Source organism: Empedobacter sp. UBA7611, assembly GCF_002484365.1.
Classification (GTDB): domain Bacteria; phylum Bacteroidota; class Bacteroidia; order Flavobacteriales; family Weeksellaceae; genus Empedobacter; species Empedobacter falsenii_B.
In genome coordinates this window covers 1-15,307 of the sequence record NZ_DLJR01000023.1, presented here as the reverse complement: position 1 = coordinate 15,307, position 15,307 = coordinate 1, and the positions used below count along the sequence as shown (strand labels likewise).

General features: G+C 28.6%; 17 protein-coding genes. 5 read left to right on the top strand and 12 right to left on the bottom strand.

All coding sequences use genetic code 11. The features are described from left to right. The first annotated feature begins 6 nt into the window (after window positions 1-6). From yajC to B3R94_RS03125, 4 genes are all read left to right on the top strand, one after another. Entirely contained in the window at window positions 7-363 is a 357-nt protein-coding gene (gene yajC, locus B3R94_RS03140) for a preprotein translocase subunit YajC (RefSeq protein ID WP_125350678.1), read from the top strand. Window positions 364-433: 70 nt separating this feature from the next. Beyond that, entirely contained in the window at window positions 434-1,036 is a 603-nt protein-coding gene (gene coaE, locus B3R94_RS03135; protein ID WP_291098601.1) for a dephospho-CoA kinase, read from the top strand. 72 nt (window positions 1,037-1,108) lie between these two features. Continuing rightward, window positions 1,109-2,662, top strand: a complete 1,554-nt coding sequence (locus B3R94_RS03130; protein WP_038331121.1) for a sensor histidine kinase — start codon at window positions 1,109-1,111, stop codon at window positions 2,660-2,662. Window positions 2,663-2,666: 4 nt separating this feature from the next. Beyond that, complete coding sequence (locus B3R94_RS03125) at window positions 2,667-3,362, top strand: response regulator transcription factor (protein ID WP_019974263.1); 696 nt, start codon at window positions 2,667-2,669, stop codon at window positions 3,360-3,362. A gap of 60 nt (window positions 3,363-3,422) precedes the next feature. Here B3R94_RS03125 and B3R94_RS03120 read toward each other — a convergent pair whose 3' ends face one another. Genes B3R94_RS03120 through B3R94_RS03110 form a run of 3 tightly spaced genes read right to left on the bottom strand, consistent with a single transcriptional unit; the run spans window position 3,423 to window position 5,816 of the window. Continuing rightward, on the bottom strand, window positions 3,423-4,451 hold the full coding sequence (locus B3R94_RS03120) for a glycosyltransferase (RefSeq protein ID WP_291098598.1): 1,029 nt from the start codon (window positions 4,449-4,451) through the stop codon (window positions 3,423-3,425). Next, the gene (locus B3R94_RS03115; RefSeq protein WP_291098595.1) at window positions 4,448-5,257 is read right to left on the bottom strand and encodes a glycosyltransferase family 2 protein; all 810 of its coding nucleotides are present in this window, start codon (window positions 5,255-5,257) and stop codon (window positions 4,448-4,450) included. The genes B3R94_RS03120 and B3R94_RS03115 overlap by 4 nt, the downstream gene beginning before the upstream one ends. A gap of 1 nt (window position 5,258) precedes the next feature. After that, window positions 5,259-5,816: an acyltransferase gene (locus B3R94_RS03110; RefSeq protein WP_291098592.1), complete on the bottom strand. Its 558-nt coding sequence runs from the start codon at window positions 5,814-5,816 to the stop codon at window positions 5,259-5,261. 108 nt (window positions 5,817-5,924) lie between these two features. Between B3R94_RS03110 and B3R94_RS03105 the strand changes: the two genes are divergently transcribed. Then, window positions 5,925-6,932 carry a glycosyltransferase family 2 protein gene (locus B3R94_RS03105; RefSeq protein ID WP_291098589.1) on the top strand — a complete coding sequence of 336 codons (1,008 nt, stop codon included), beginning with the start codon at window positions 5,925-5,927 and terminating at the stop codon, window positions 6,930-6,932. On the opposite strand, the gene B3R94_RS03100 is transcribed toward B3R94_RS03105, so the two are convergent. The 9 genes from B3R94_RS03100 to B3R94_RS03065 all read right to left on the bottom strand — a co-directional run bounded on the left by B3R94_RS03100 (window position 6,920) and on the right by B3R94_RS03065 (window position 15,096). Then, entirely contained in the window at window positions 6,920-7,594 is a 675-nt protein-coding gene (locus tag B3R94_RS03100; RefSeq protein ID WP_291098586.1) for an NAD-dependent epimerase/dehydratase family protein, read from the bottom strand. The genes B3R94_RS03105 and B3R94_RS03100 overlap by 13 nt on opposite strands. Window positions 7,595-8,659: 1,065 nt before the next feature. Next, a complete protein-coding gene (locus B3R94_RS03095) occupies window positions 8,660-9,505 on the bottom strand; it encodes a hypothetical protein (protein ID WP_291098583.1) in 846 nt (281 codons plus the stop codon). Next, complete coding sequence (locus B3R94_RS03090; protein WP_114998910.1) at window positions 9,502-10,293, bottom strand: glycosyltransferase family 32 protein; 792 nt, start codon at window positions 10,291-10,293, stop codon at window positions 9,502-9,504. The genes B3R94_RS03095 and B3R94_RS03090 overlap by 4 nt, the downstream gene beginning before the upstream one ends. Next, the gene (locus B3R94_RS03085; RefSeq protein ID WP_291098578.1) at window positions 10,290-11,276 is read right to left on the bottom strand and encodes a hypothetical protein; all 987 of its coding nucleotides are present in this window, start codon (window positions 11,274-11,276) and stop codon (window positions 10,290-10,292) included. The genes B3R94_RS03090 and B3R94_RS03085 overlap by 4 nt, the downstream gene beginning before the upstream one ends. Window positions 11,277-11,279: 3 nt before the next feature. Next, on the bottom strand, window positions 11,280-11,648 hold the full coding sequence (locus tag B3R94_RS14200) for an acyltransferase family protein (RefSeq protein ID WP_349680737.1): 369 nt from the start codon (window positions 11,646-11,648) through the stop codon (window positions 11,280-11,282). A gap of 7 nt (window positions 11,649-11,655) precedes the next feature. Beyond that, entirely contained in the window at window positions 11,656-12,330 is a 675-nt protein-coding gene (locus tag B3R94_RS14195) for an acyltransferase family protein (protein WP_349680736.1), read from the bottom strand. Further along, entirely contained in the window at window positions 12,330-13,352 is a 1,023-nt protein-coding gene (locus B3R94_RS03075; protein WP_286474975.1) for a hypothetical protein, read from the bottom strand. The genes B3R94_RS14195 and B3R94_RS03075 overlap by 1 nt, the downstream gene beginning before the upstream one ends. Before the next feature lie 26 nt (window positions 13,353-13,378). Then, window positions 13,379-14,185 (bottom strand): glycosyltransferase family 2 protein, encoded by an 807-nt coding sequence (locus B3R94_RS03070; protein ID WP_291098573.1) that lies wholly within the window; start codon window positions 14,183-14,185, stop codon window positions 13,379-13,381. Window positions 14,186-14,379: 194 nt separating this feature from the next. Then, the gene (locus B3R94_RS03065) at window positions 14,380-15,096 is read right to left on the bottom strand and encodes a hypothetical protein (protein ID WP_291098570.1); all 717 of its coding nucleotides are present in this window, start codon (window positions 15,094-15,096) and stop codon (window positions 14,380-14,382) included. Window positions 15,097-15,307: the final 211 nt, after the last annotated feature.

Genomic DNA, 15,307 nt, shown 5'->3' with positions numbered 1-15,307 from the left:
ATAAAAATGATTCAAACAATCTTTTTACAAGCTGGCGCACAAGGCGGAGGAATGTCTATGCTTTTGATGTTCGGAGGGATGTTCGTAATTATGTACTTTTTCATGATTCGTCCTCAACAAAAGAAAGCAAAACAAGAAAAACAATTTCAAACGGATATCAAACGTGGTGATCAAGTTGTAACAACTTCTGGAATTCACGGGAAAATCAACGAAATTTATGACGACGCTGTTATCATTGAAACTGGAGCTGGAAAAATTAAATTTGAAAAGGCTGCAATTTCTCGCGAATTAACTGCTGCACGTTATTCAAAAACGACTGACAAAGCTGAGAAATCAGAAAAAGCAGTTGAAGAAAAAAACTAAGTTTAAGGTTAACATATATTTAACTGATTGCCGAAGGAATTATTCTTCGGCATTTTTTTAACTTCAAACCATGAAAAACAACCAACCTTTTGTAGCAGGAATTACTGGCGGAATAGGCTCTGGCAAAAGTACAGCAGCAAAATTCTTCGAAGAATTAGGTATACCGGTATATAATTCTGATACAAGAGCGAAAACGATTCAGAATGAAAACTCTGAAGTAAAAGTTAAAATTATTGCGGCTTTTGGTGAAAAAGCTTACAATGAAAATGGTTTGAATAAACCATTTATATCAAAACAAGTTTTTCAGAATAATGAAAAATTGAAGCTATTAAATTCAATTGTTCATCCAGCAGTTTTCCAAGATTTTGAGGATTGGAAAAAAGCTCAAAAATCGGATATTGTGATGAAAGAAGCTGCCATTTTAATAGAAAGTGGTAGTTACAAAGATTGCGATGTTGTGATAAGTGTAGTGGCCGATATAGAAACGCGAATTGCACGAACTATAGAAAGAGATGGTTTATCACGAGAAGAAATTCGTGCGAGAATAAACAATCAGATTTCGGACGAAGAACGAATTGCTAAATCAGATTTTATTATTGATAATAATGGCGATTTAGCTCACTTGAAAAATGAAGTGGAACAAACGTTTATCAAAATCAAAAAAATGATTTAATCGTCCAAATTTTAACAAAAAGATAGAAATTAGAAAAGATTAAACTATTTTTAATCATTCAATAAAAAATAAATGAAAAAAGGATTTTATAAAATCTTAATCGTTATCATGAGTGTTGCGCTTATAGGATTGATAATTATTCAATTCTATTGGCTAAACTTGACAATTCAGAATGGTACAGACAGTTTTAACAACAATGTGTACCAAGCGATGAATTATACAACTGAGAAAATAAATAAAAACGAATTAGAGCGTTATTATAAGAAATTCAATAATATACAATCTGATTTAAAATCAAATAAAGATAAACCGCAAGTTGTAACCAATCAAGTCATCAAAGATTCGCTTGGTGTAACGTACGCTTATGTAACGCGCTATGTGGTCGAAAAATCGATGTTGCCGTCATCTGGAAAATACAATGACAGCTTAACGAAAGCGAATATTTATTCGCAAGAACGCGTTTTCAAAATAGACAAAGATTCTTCTGCAAGAGGAATTCCAAATCTGAATTTGAATTTTGAGCACGCTTTACAAGACGGAACATTTACGCTGGAAAGTGCTGCGCGTTGGGATGCTGGTTCTACGCCAATCGACAAACGTGTGAATTATGCGATGTTAGATTCGATATTGAAAAACGAATTACGTAACAGAGGAATTCATCAAGCAATGCCAATTTTGGCAGTTTTGAAAAAAGATTCGACAGAAACAAATGTCAAATCAAAAGATTTCGATCGCAATAAAATCGAGTTTATGGTTCCACTATTTTTGGATAGAAAGGATCATATCGAATATTATCTGGCAGCGAATTTTGTTAACAGAAATTTAGCCATTGTTGCACCAACTGTTCCAGTTATTTCATTGACATTTATCTTAACCATGATTATCATTACGGTTTTCTCCTTGTCAATTTATTACATGCAATTGCAACGCAAAAGTTCGGAAATCAAGACAGATTTCATCAATAATATGACGCACGAATTCAAAACGCCTATTGCAACCATTAATATTGCGTCTGATGCATTGCGTAATGAAAAGATATTTACTGATCCCGAAAAGGTGAAATATTATGCCGATTTGATCAAACAAGAAAACAAACGTATGAATGCTCACGTTGAGATGGTCTTACGAATGTCGAAGCTTGATCGCAATCAAATGGATATGAATTTTCAGGAAGTAAATTTGAATGGCATTGTACAAAAAAGTGTTGAGCCGATAAGATTTATTGTAGAAGAAAGAAATGGTACAATATTTGAAGAATACAATGCTGAACAATCATTTGTAAAAGGAGATCCGTTCCATTTAGAGAATATCGTTATTAATGTATTGGATAATGCTCGAAAATACTCTCCAAACACACCGGAGATTAGAGTAAAAACATACAACAAAGACAACAATTTTTTAATTGAAATTTCTGATAAAGGAATGGGTATGTCGCAAAACGTTCTGAAAAAAATATTTGAACAATTTTATAGAGAAGAAACGGGAAATATACACAATGTAAAAGGTCATGGACTTGGGTTGGCTTATGTCAAAAAAATCGTTCAGCTTCACGGCGGACAAGTTTGGGCAGAAAGTTCAGCAGGAAAAGGAAGTACTTTTTTCATTAAAATTCCTCTAAAATCATAGATCAATGAGTGATAAACAACGATTACTTTTAGTAGAAGATGATCCAAGCTTCGGAAGTGTATTAAAGGATTATTTGGTTATAAACGATTTTGACGTAACGCACGCAATCGATGGTGAGGACGGTCTTGCCAAATTTAAAGAAAGTGATTATGATCTATGCATCCTTGATGTAATGATGCCTAAAAAAGATGGTTTTACATTAGGAAAAGAGATCAAAGAACTAAAAAGTGAACAACCAATTATATTTTTAACAGCGAAAAACATGCGCGAGGATGTTTTGAATGGTTACAAAATTGGAGCAGACGATTATGTCTTAAAACCATTTGATTCGGAAGTTTTATTGTACAAAATAAAAGCTGTTTTACAACGTAATTCTGGTGAAGAAGAAAAGTTTGAACAAGAAGATTTCAAAATTGGTAAGTTTACGTTCAATGCAAAATTGAGACAATTAATTTACGATGGTAAATCACAAAAACTTTCGCCAAAAGAAAACGAATTATTACGTTTATTGGCAGTTTACAAAAATGATTTAATGCCTCGTGAGATTGCCTTAACACGTATTTGGCACGATGATAATTACTTTACATCACGTTCTATGGACGTATATATTGCGAAATTACGTAAGTATTTGAAGAAAGATCCAGCAGTAGAAATCGTGAATATTCACGGTGAAGGATTCCGACTTTTAATTCAGGAATAAGATTAATCTTTATAGAAAAAAACCTCAACTACGTTGAGGTTTTTTTATGGTATTATATTTTTAATTATCAACTTCTGCTCCTAAATTTCTGTATTGTTGGCGAAAATTTTCAGCCCATTTAAACCATTCATCATATTGTGCATCAGGATGATTTTCTTTATCTAAAAAAGATTTGATATAGTCATCAGAAAAATCTTTTGGATAATTTTGCATGGCGTCAAACTCTTTATTTAACCAAGCTTCGTTTAAGATAAAATTCATTCGATTCACATCAAAATGATTTCCATATTCGTGATATGAACCTGTTGCAGATGATTTGAAGGTGGTTTTTAGAACCTCTTGATTAGTTCTTGCAAAAATTGCCTTTTTATTTTTGTAATACCAAGCAGCTGCATTTCTTAATTGTTGCTTTTCATCAACTTTTCCTTTGGCATCTGCCCAAATTGCTAACCAATATTCTTTTTGATATAAGCCCATTAAAATTGAGTTTAAAGACCAATATTTCCGTTTAGTTTTATTATCAACCAATCCTAATTTATATAAAACTGTAAAGAATTTGTATTTGTTGTACATAAACAAATCCATCACAAACTTGTTCGAAGTGAACAAATTTTTAGGTTTTAAAGAAGTTATATTATTCGAAATTTCAGATAATTCACAATATTCATTTTCAATATTGTTACCTAACCAACCTAATTTTAGCAAAGGAGTAGAAAAAGATTTCATTTCCTTTACAACCTCATCAATGTTGATAGGATTGGTAAACCACACATCATCTTCCGTTACCAAAACATAATCTGACGAAGATTTAACTGCTTTAAACCATAAATCTGTTGGAATTGTAAAACCATCAATTATATCGCCTTTTGTGATATTATCTTCAATTGCTGTTATCTTATCTTGGTATTGACTCGAAGTAATAATTTTAACATTTGGAAATTTTGATTTAATAACTTCTAAATACCTTTTCGGCGTACCATCATCCAAAATTTTAATTTCAAAATTACCTTTTACACAACTATAAATTGAACTTAAACATCGCTCCAAATAATACGGTCGGTTAAACGATTTGATAATAATTGTGGTCATAAAAATCTTCGTTTTAACTTCTTCCAGAAAGTATTCTCTTTTTCAAAGATAAACTTTGGTAAATATCCTATATCATCCACATTTTTACCATACAACTTATCAATACCTCTTCTTTTACAAGTATCATTTAAAACTTGATGCCAATCTTCTTTTTGTTGTATTGTTTTATTCTTATTTTGCGAAATACCTTTATCATGAATGCGGTATAAGTACTGGAAAGAATCAATAAAGTAAAACTCGCCTAACTCGTATAATTTCATGTATAAATCTTGATCTTCAGAAATAATTAACTTTGGATTTATTCCCTGTGTTTGATCATAAATCTCTTTCTTGAACGTAAAAAAATGAGCCACTTCAAAATTGATATTAAAAAACGTTTTATGATTATTTTTTATCTTTTTTGTCAAGTTAAACTCACCCTTTTCTTGTGAAAATTCATCAATTAATTTAATTTTGGAATATGTTGAAATGATGTCCGCATTATTTTTGTACGCATCCATAACATCTTCCAATGCATTAGCCACAATCCTATCATCAGGATCCACAAATCCACAAATATCACCACTTGCTTCCTCAACGCATCTTCTTTTGGTATACCCAACTTTTTTGTTTGCTGAATTACGGAATAATTTAATTTTATCATCCTGCTTCGATAATTCCATGAGTTTTTCATAAGATCCATCGTTAGAACAATCATCTACAATTATCATTTCATAATCGAGATAAGTTTGATTTAGAATAGATTGATAACATTCTTGGAAATAATTCCAATTGTTATAATGAGCGATTAAAACAGAGAATTTCATATTACAACAGCTTTACTAATTGTTCTTGTTTATTCACTATTATCGAATTGGCGGGTACATCTTTGTGAATCACACAACCTGCACCTATTATTACATTATCACCGATCGTAACATCTTTTAGGATAACAACATTTGCTCCAGTCCAAACATTATTACCTATTTTAATAAAACCAATATTAAAATCTGTTTTAGAAACTGAAAATGGTTCTTTTGTATACTGATGATTATGATCAAACAATTTCATCCCTTCTCCTAAAATACAATTTTCTCCAATTGTTATTTCTCCTAAACACGAAATCGTAGCTCTTGTGATGTATGTATTTTTACCTATTGAAAGTTTAGCTTCTTTCTTTACTGTCAAATAATTTGATTCATTAATAGTTACATTTTCTTCTATGTTGATATGAGCTGATGAAGAAATGTCATAAAAATTATTAATTCCCAATTTAAAATCATTTGAAATTCTAGATTTAGAATTTTGTTTGAAAAGCTTTAAAGCTTCATTCTTTTTAGCTTTATTTATTAATTTATCTAAGGTCAAAAATATTTTATTCAACATAGTTTCAGGTTTATTTTTACAAATATAATAAGTTGTATTTTAACACTTAATAATTAATATATATTATTAAATTTGTTTTCCAAAATAAATTTATCAAAATCTAATACTTTGATTTCAAATTTCCCTCTTATTAGCATAAATATTCCTATTTTCAAATGTGAAGATTATATTTTTAGATGTTTAGAATCTGTTAAAAATCAAACTTATCAAAACATCGAGATTATTCTGGTTAATGATTGTACACCTGACAATAGTTTGTCAATAATTGATAAGTTCACACAAGACAATCCAAATTTAAATATTAAATTAATCCATCATACAGAAAATGCAGGTTTATCTGTAGTTCGAAATACTGGCATAGAACATTCTAATGGAGAATATATTTATTTTTTGGATAGTGATGATGATATTACGAATGATTGTATTGAAAAATTAGTAAAGAATGTTGTAGAAAATAAAACAGAGATGGTCATCGCTCAAAATCGTTGGATTAATACTTTTGACCATTCTACAAAAGATTTTGGATTTTCTACAGATTTTTCAACTCTTGTTTATTCAGATAATCTTTCTATTTTCAAAGCTTATTGTCGAGGTTCTTTTCCTGTTTCGTCATGGAATAAGTTAGTTAAATTAAGCTTTATCAAAGAAAATAAAATTTATTTTGTTCCAGGATTATATGCGCAAGACGAATTGTGGATGTTTCATGTTATGGAAAAAATTAATTCGCTTTCTATCATAAAAGATATTACATATAATTATTATTTACATGCGAATTCTGTCGTATTTAATCGTACAAAAAAGAACTCTGAAAATCATCAAACTATTTTAGAGTGGATTTCAAAATCCTATCATCAAACAGAAAGTGAGAAACGAAAAAAATTAATACGAGGTTGGATTGTCGATTATAAAAAGACCATTTTACAAATGCAATGGAAAGTACTGAAAGATAAAGAGTATTTTATAACCAATTATCAACGAATGCAGAAAGCACCATCTTTCAGTTTAGTTGATTATCTTTCTAGTGAATTTACCAAAAAACAAAAAAAGGAAAATTTTTTATTAAATCTTCCTTCTCCAATTGGTTTTAGAATTTTCAAAAAACGTTATGAGGGATAATACTTATCAATAATATTTTTTAAGTAACTCTCCTTACTTGTTAATTCAAATTCATAATCCAACTCATGAATATCTATTGAGTAATGTTCTCCTTTATTCTCTATTATTTTCTTAGCAAATTGAGCATAATTCTTTTCTAAAGCCTGTATTATTTCAGGAATATTAAAATTCTCAGAATACGCTACATTTACTATTTTGTTCCATTTTTTTAAATTAATGTATTTTAATGTAATTTTCTTTACATCTTCTACATCAATCAAATTACGTGTTGCGTGTTGATGAACAACTAATTCCTGGTCATTCAAAATTTGTCGAGATAAATAATTCATTAACAAATTTGGGTTTCCTCCTCTTCCCACAGCATTACTAACTCTTAAAACAAGAAAATGTTCTGCTTTTTCTTTGATGATTTCTTCGATATGTAATTTATGTAACACATATAGTGAATTGTATTTAGATGAATCATAAATAGAACATGTACTGAAGTATATAAATAATTTTTCTGGATTATTTACTAAGGTTTGCTCTACAAGATTTTGCTCACGAAGAAACTCTTCTTTCCTCGTTTCTGATGAGTTAGATACACCTGAAGCAAAGAAAACAACCTCATCCAAATCAATTTCCGTAAATAAATTTGCGATTAACCCTCTACCTATTATCATAATTAAAAATAGTTTGGAATATACGTAACTGATTTTATTTGATTAAATATCGTAAATAAGATGTTCAATATAATAAGAAATAAAATAACATTATAAAAATTAATTTTCACAGAATTTATATAAAGACCAACAAAAAAAAGTATATAGAATGGAAATAATAATCTTATACTCAAGACATCAATTCTTGTAAAAAAATATGTTATCCACAAAAACAATAAATAAAAAAAACTTAATAAAATAAAAAAAATATTCTCACCTAATCCAACAAAAATAATTTTTTTAAATCTCCTATAATAAATAACTAAAAACAAGGCAAAAATTATTAGAACTATAAAATAAGGTGTTCTTTCTGTAAAATTTGAAAATAATGGATTAAAGCTTTGAAGCGTATTGTATAAACTTAATCGTAAATTCGTGGTAACATCTCCTAAAGCTGACCTATCACCTGTAAAATATCCTGTTAGTAATTTGTTTATAGATAAGTATAAAAAACTAATAATCAATGACACAAAACACGATAAAAGTAATAATAAATAGCTTTTATTTTTGGATTGAATGTAAAAAAAGAAAGAGAGTATAATACTACCTAAAATAATTGATATTAATGAGTATTTAGTTGTTACCATTAATACAAATAACAATGTTATACAAATAAAATTTTTAGGTTTATATGAATAGATTAATAATTTTAAATTAATAAAGAATAACAAAAAAAATGGAATTAATAATACCTCTGTCCACGAATATGAGATTATTGGTCTAAATCCCCAAGTTAGTGTTAATATCCAAAATATTTTCCATTCTTTTAAATATTTTTTAGCTATATAAAGAGAGAAAAGTATACAAAAACAGTTTATAAATTTTGATGATATAAAAAAATCTTTAAAAATTAAATTAATAACTTTTAACAAAAATGGATAAAAAATAGGGAATAAACTATTTTTTATAAAAGGCAAATCATTTGATATTTTATAATAATCATAAGAATCGTTTGTTTCAGTAATAAAATAATTACTTCCAAAAATAATGGTGATTATTTGTAATAATGGTATTAAATAATAAATTTTATTTCTCATAATACTTTTTAACACTTTTATGCCCTACATGTAGGATGATTTCATCACCGATGCCTTCGTCAGAATCACATACACACCATTGTTTTGGTAAAATATATGGATAAACTCCTGTTTGCCATGCTGCTTTCCACATGACTAACGAAGCACGAGAAGGATCTATTTTCATAATCTCAGCACAAGTTTTATAAAATAAATGCCCTCTTTCATTACTTTTCCATAATGTCATAGGACTTTGGTTGTACGAATGACCTAATCCTCGAGAAATGTCAGTAATTTCTTGTACATCTTTAGAAATCTGCATATCAACACGTAATAATTGTCTGTCGTTATATGGTACACAAAAACCGAATTTTTGCGTCAAATAAATTAAAGCTATTATATCCGAAGACACGATTTGCATATCACTATCCAGTATACATTTGAAGTCAGCTTTGGAATTGACCAAAGCCATAAATTTATAATAATCCGCCGTACGATAACCATATCTAGGATGATCTGGATCAATAACTGGAGAAGTTACTTTGATTAATTCTACACCATCAATTTGAAGATCAAAATCACTGTAGACTGTATATTTAGCATTTGGAAAATATTCTTTTAAAGTTTTAAGAGAAGGATTTAATCTATTCTCATCATCAAAACTAGAACCTCCGCCATTCGTTCTATTCTCTCCAAATTCTGCGAACAAAAACTCGATAGATATAGTGTTAAGCCATTCCATTTCTTCTACAGAAAATTCTTCATTTCTGAATTTAATTTCTGGTTTAGATTTTATAACCGAAGCATTTGCTTTGCCTAACAATACAGCGATGGCGTCTTTGATATTCTTTATCATCTCTTTTTGAAAATTTTACGAAGTAAATAATTAAAAATATAACGAGTAGGGAATTTATCAAGCACAGTATCTATTTCTAAAATTTTATGATTATAGACAACATTTTTGATGCGTTCTTTCGCATGTTTTTCATTAATAATTGTATTAAGACTACCATACATATTTACCATTTCCTTATATGTATTTCTCTCTTCTGTCCAGCTATCATGCCAAGAACCTGAAAAATGATGAGTTACATAATTAATCGGTAAATCCAACGAAAAATAAGTAGAAGGATATAATGCAATTCCTTCTTTTAGTTCTTGATAATTATCATAATTCGCATCAGCACCAAATTCTTCTACCAATAATTTGGAAAAAATTGCAGTATTAGGTTCTTCTTTATAATCATTATTTAGATAATAATCCATAATTTTTGTTGCCAAAACATGCCCTTTTTCTATTCCCCAAAAAGCAGAATATGGAATACCTTTGATTTCGAAACCACAAACAGCACGATGATGTAAAAAATCATTCAGCGTATTTTTAACTTCCATGTCGGTATCTAGATAAAAACCGCCATGTTCATATAGTGCTTTTGCTCTTACAAAATCGGATACAAAAGCCCATTTTTTGTTTTGATAGGCTGTTTTTACAAAATCATTTTGTGTGACATCAAAGTTATCTTCATTCCACTCAATAATTTCGTATTCAGGAAGGTATTTTTTCCAGCTAGAAATGCAATATTCTACAATTGTTGGTTTTGGATTGTTACCAAACCAACAATAATGTATTTTTTTAGGAATCATGTACTAAATATACGATTTATCCAATACTTAAAGTTGTATTGATTAATTATCTCATCACTAATTTTAATAAAAGGTTTCTGAATAAAACTTTCTAACCCTTCTAAATTTTTGAAATCTGTAATAAAGATATTATTAGGATTGTAAAAGTCATATTTCGCAACTGATTTATTATTAGTTATAATCTTATTATTATAATTCATAGCTTCAAAAAAACGAAGAGACAAACCATCATGCTCTTCTCGCTTTAAATCAATTAAAATCTTAGATTCGTTACTGATTTCCAAACATTCTTGGTAAGTAAAAGGCTTGTTTAACATGATTAATTTATCTGAAAATTTGGCATGAAATTCGTCTTGTTTTAAATAAAAATTGATTTTAGAATCTTGATTAATTCTCTTTAAAACATCATGAAAATCCGATAAAATATCAAAACGATTTTCTGTATTAACACCTATGTAAGAGAAGTCAATTGACTTTTCTGTAGTGTTTTCTTCTTCAAAAAAACAATTGGTTATTGCTTTTAAATTATAATTAGGATAATCTACTACATCTTGTTCATCAAAAACATATATTTGGTCGAACAGATTATTGTACTCTAATATTTTTTCTGAAACTGCTAATCCGTCCAATTGATAATCGATCATTTTAGTAGAAACCGAACGTGCGTATTCTAACACATTTTCTGGAATTAAATCACCACGAATAACAAAACAATAATCAAATTTTAGGTTTTGTTGTTTTAGTTGCTTTAATTTTCTATTAGTAAGATTAATAAAGTTACGATGATTGATCTTGTGGATATGTTGCGTGTCTTTTTTTATAACTCGGTAAAAGATGTTCTCCAAACGTTGTAATCCCGAAAACTCATAATAAGGAATAGACTCATCATAAAATTCATACAAAGAATAGCCATTCAGTCTGAAGTGTTTTACAAACTGTTTCGCTAGATTGGTGTTTTTGTATATGAAAAGGGCGGATGGCATTAGCTAAACTTCAAATTTTTTTTTTAAGTTGAGAAAATATTTTTCAAATGTATTAAAGGAGATCCACGAGATAAGTATTGTAATTCCAAATGATAAAAAATATAGTAAAAAATTGTAATACGTAGTATTTTTTAATTGGTCCAAGAATTTTATCAAAAGAAGAATAATCATCCAATGATACATATATATACCATAAGAAATCTTTCCTAAAAAATTAGTAACGGAATTATCTATATTAATCTTTCTATTTATAACAACGGCTAGTATCATAACTCCAAAAAAGAAAGCGTATGCCTCCTCTGTAAAAATGTAGAATTCTATCTTTGCAAACCAAATGAAAAAAGCTAAAAATGCTGCGGTAAATGAAAACATCGTGTTATTAAATATTTTTAATTTTTTTTTTGTTTTCAGAAAGTAAATAACCTAGCAAGCCTCCGTAAGCCATACAATTAAATTTTGTATGATAGAAAAACTTCTGGGTAAAGGAGAAGAGATTTGCGTTGTTAATAGTATTTAGATTAATGTAATTAATAATAAATGGAAGAGCTGTATAAATAATTATAAATGCTAATACTAGTTTTACAAAGTATTTTTTAGGTACAAAGTATACGATAATTGGCCAGAATAAATAAAACTGTTCCTCAACACCAATTGACCATATTTGCGGACTGTTTGGCCAACTAGATTTGAGAGCAGGAGGAATATTCGGAAATATAGAAAGACATAATAATAAAGTACGTCGAGGTATCTCCGTATTAAATAATATAAGGGATAAAAAAATAATGAGATAATACAGCGGCCAGATCCGCAAAATCCTTCTTATATAAAATTTTTTGAATGAGATTGTTCCATATTTTTCTTTTTCTTTTAGTAGAAGATATGTAATCAAAAATCCACTTAATACAAAAAATAAGGTTACAGAAAAATGTGCGTTTGGAAAAATCCTAAAATTTATTTGAGGTAAATTATATAATCCTTTTATAAATTCTATGTGACTCCAAACTACGATTAAGGCAGCAATAGCTCGCAATGTATTTAATCCTTTTAGTAGCATTAGTTTATATTTAGAATTTTTTTTAACCAATTGTCAAACCTGTATTTTAACACTATATTTTCATCAATTTCGTGATAAGGCTTATTAAGAAACTCATCCAAGCCTTTAAAATTAGAATAGTCTGTTATAAAAATGTTGTCAGGATGATAAAAATCGTAATTCTTTACATCAACATTATTAGTTATGATCTTGTTTTTGAAATATAGAGATTCAAAAAATCTAAAACTTAAGCCATTATGCCATTCTGGCTTTATATCTAAAGTTAAAAAAGAGTCACTAAGCTTTAGTAAATTCTCATCATAAGAAAGTGCTTTATATAGAACCTTAATATGCTTACTAGGTTGATTATGGATTGTTAATCTACTTCTATTAATAAGATTGATATCAAGTTGATAATTCTCACTAAGATATGATATAAAAGATGAAATTAATTGAGCCCTAGCTACAGAATAATTACCAACATAACTAATTTTATTTTTTTGTGGAATTGTATTGCTATTTATTGGAAAGAAGAAATTGGTTGCTTGCTGTATATTAAGTTCTCTATATTTTTGGACATCTGCAGGATTAAAAGAGTATATACTTTTAAAATATTTTGATGTTTTTTTTAGATTAATTATCTGTTCAACCTTTAAGGCGTCCCAAAAGTAAACTACCATATCATTAGAGATTTTACTAAACTTTTTCACTAAATCTTCACTGTATGGGCCTAAACTAATGAAGAGAACATAATCATATAGAGTAGTGTTTTTTTTAAAAAAATTAGTGAAAATGTGATCATAAAATCTTTTATCGTGCATGGCTTTTAAAGTAGAAAGGTAGTTTTTTCTTCTAAGAATATTTCTATTAAAAATATTTAGCGCTTTGTCAATCGGCTTTTTATATTCGAAGGGAAGTTTCTCGTTGACATTATCAAAATTCAAAATTTCAGCATCCAAATTTGTAGCCTTTAGAATACGCAAAGACTCGTGACTTAGTAGTCCGAGTTCCACGATAAGTATTTTTTTTGAAGCGTTTTTCACTTAATTTTAATTATAAAGTATAGATATTAGCCGATGAATTTATTTAATAATCTAAATACTCTACTTTCATATAATTTTCGTAATTGTTTAGATTCGACAGTTAAGTTTTTAATTTTTTTTAAATTTTCATGGTAACCCCCTTGGTGATCAATAAAAAAATGATAATGCTTGTAGAAGATAAAATTTTGCATAGAAATTAATCTTTCATTTTGCAAGGTAATCAACATTGAGTTAGCTTTTATTCTGTAATAAAAACCTATGTAATCAAGCTTTTTAACAGTTCCATTGTTTTTTAAAATGGAAATCCAAAAGTCCCAATCTTCCAATCCATATATTAGATTTACATCATAGCCATTAACAGTTTCCCAGTCAGTTTTTTTGAAAAATGCGGTACAAAATATTTGATTGTTGTATGCTAAACCTTTTTGGCTAAAAGAAGGTAAGTCCATCTTTCCTACTTCATCTCCAAATTTTTCGCCTTCACAATATATTATTTTATAATCATGATTAAATTGAGCAGATGCCAATTCTAAATATTGGTTTCCTATTTTATCATCGCAGTCTAATGGTAATATCCACTCGCCTTTTGCTTTCTCTATACCTGCATTTCGGGCAGAAGACAAGCCTCCGTTTTCTTTTTTGAGATAGATAAATCGTGTATCTTTTTCTACCCAATGTAGTGCAACTTCTTCTGTATTGTCTGGTGAGCCGTCATTTACAATAATACATTCCCAATTTTGATAGGTTTGGTCTAAGACTGACTGTAGGCATTCGTCCATATAAATAGACTGATTGTAGCATGGAACAATAACCGAAATAAGAGGTTGTTGCATGATGTGTATATTTAAGTATTTCTAATTTAGGTTGTTTACAAAGTTACTTTATTTGTAAGAATATGCAAGTTATTATTTGATGTTCTCTTCTCTACTTTTTTTAACCGTATTTATTTATCATTATTTATTTTATTCGATAATTATGATATTAACAATGAAAATCTGTTTACTAATTATAGTTTATGCTTTCTTATTTATAGAAATGTGGTGAGTGTATAGTGAAAAGGATGAAAGAGTTTTGCTTGTTCGTTGTTTTGTGTCACAATGGATATTCCGATAAAAGGAAAAATTGTTGATGAGTTTTGTTGTTCTTGTATTTGTGGAGATAACTTAATTTCTGCAAGTGGTGTAGCAAGGTTATCTATTGTGGCATAGAAATTTTGAAAATTGATAAGGTTTAACTCTAATTCTTCGGTGCAAACCAACCATCCTATACTGATTTCTAAATAAGCGTTTGGGAATTTGGATTTGTGTTGGAATACTAGGCCTGCTTGTATTTTTAATTCATTTGTTGGTGCATTATATTGCACATAAAATGGGGATAGTTTGCACTTTTTGTTGAGTGAACGATGTTGTAATTTACCATTTTTGTGGGCTTCTACTAGTGCTGTGTACATGGTAGATTGATTGGTTTCTTTTTTTATAGTAGAAAAGAATGAAACCAATTGGTTATGAAAAGTACCGTCTTTTTGTTTCCAGTTGAATGGTAGTATGTTTTTCTTGAAGGATGCGGAAAACATCGATAATTCTTTGAAACGTTTCTTAACTTCTATTGTATTTGGATGCTGTTGTGCTGAACTATTAACAAATCCACCTGCATATTTTTTGACAAAAGATTTACCATTACGTTGAAAAAAAATTAAATTTCCTAATTTACCATTTATATTAAATTCATTATCTGTTTTAGCCATAAATTTACTATATTTAAATATTGAAAATCAATTAATTAAATATAGTGAATTTATTTCTATTTTTCTCCTTTTTAATTGTTTTTTACTTCTTCAATTGTATTCCTAAGTTATTTTTATAGTAGTTCTATGCTACCTCTGTGCTACCTTTATGTCGCCTCTAAGCCGACTTAAAGAGGAGGTTTGTTATAGGAATGTAATCTTCCCTAAAAAC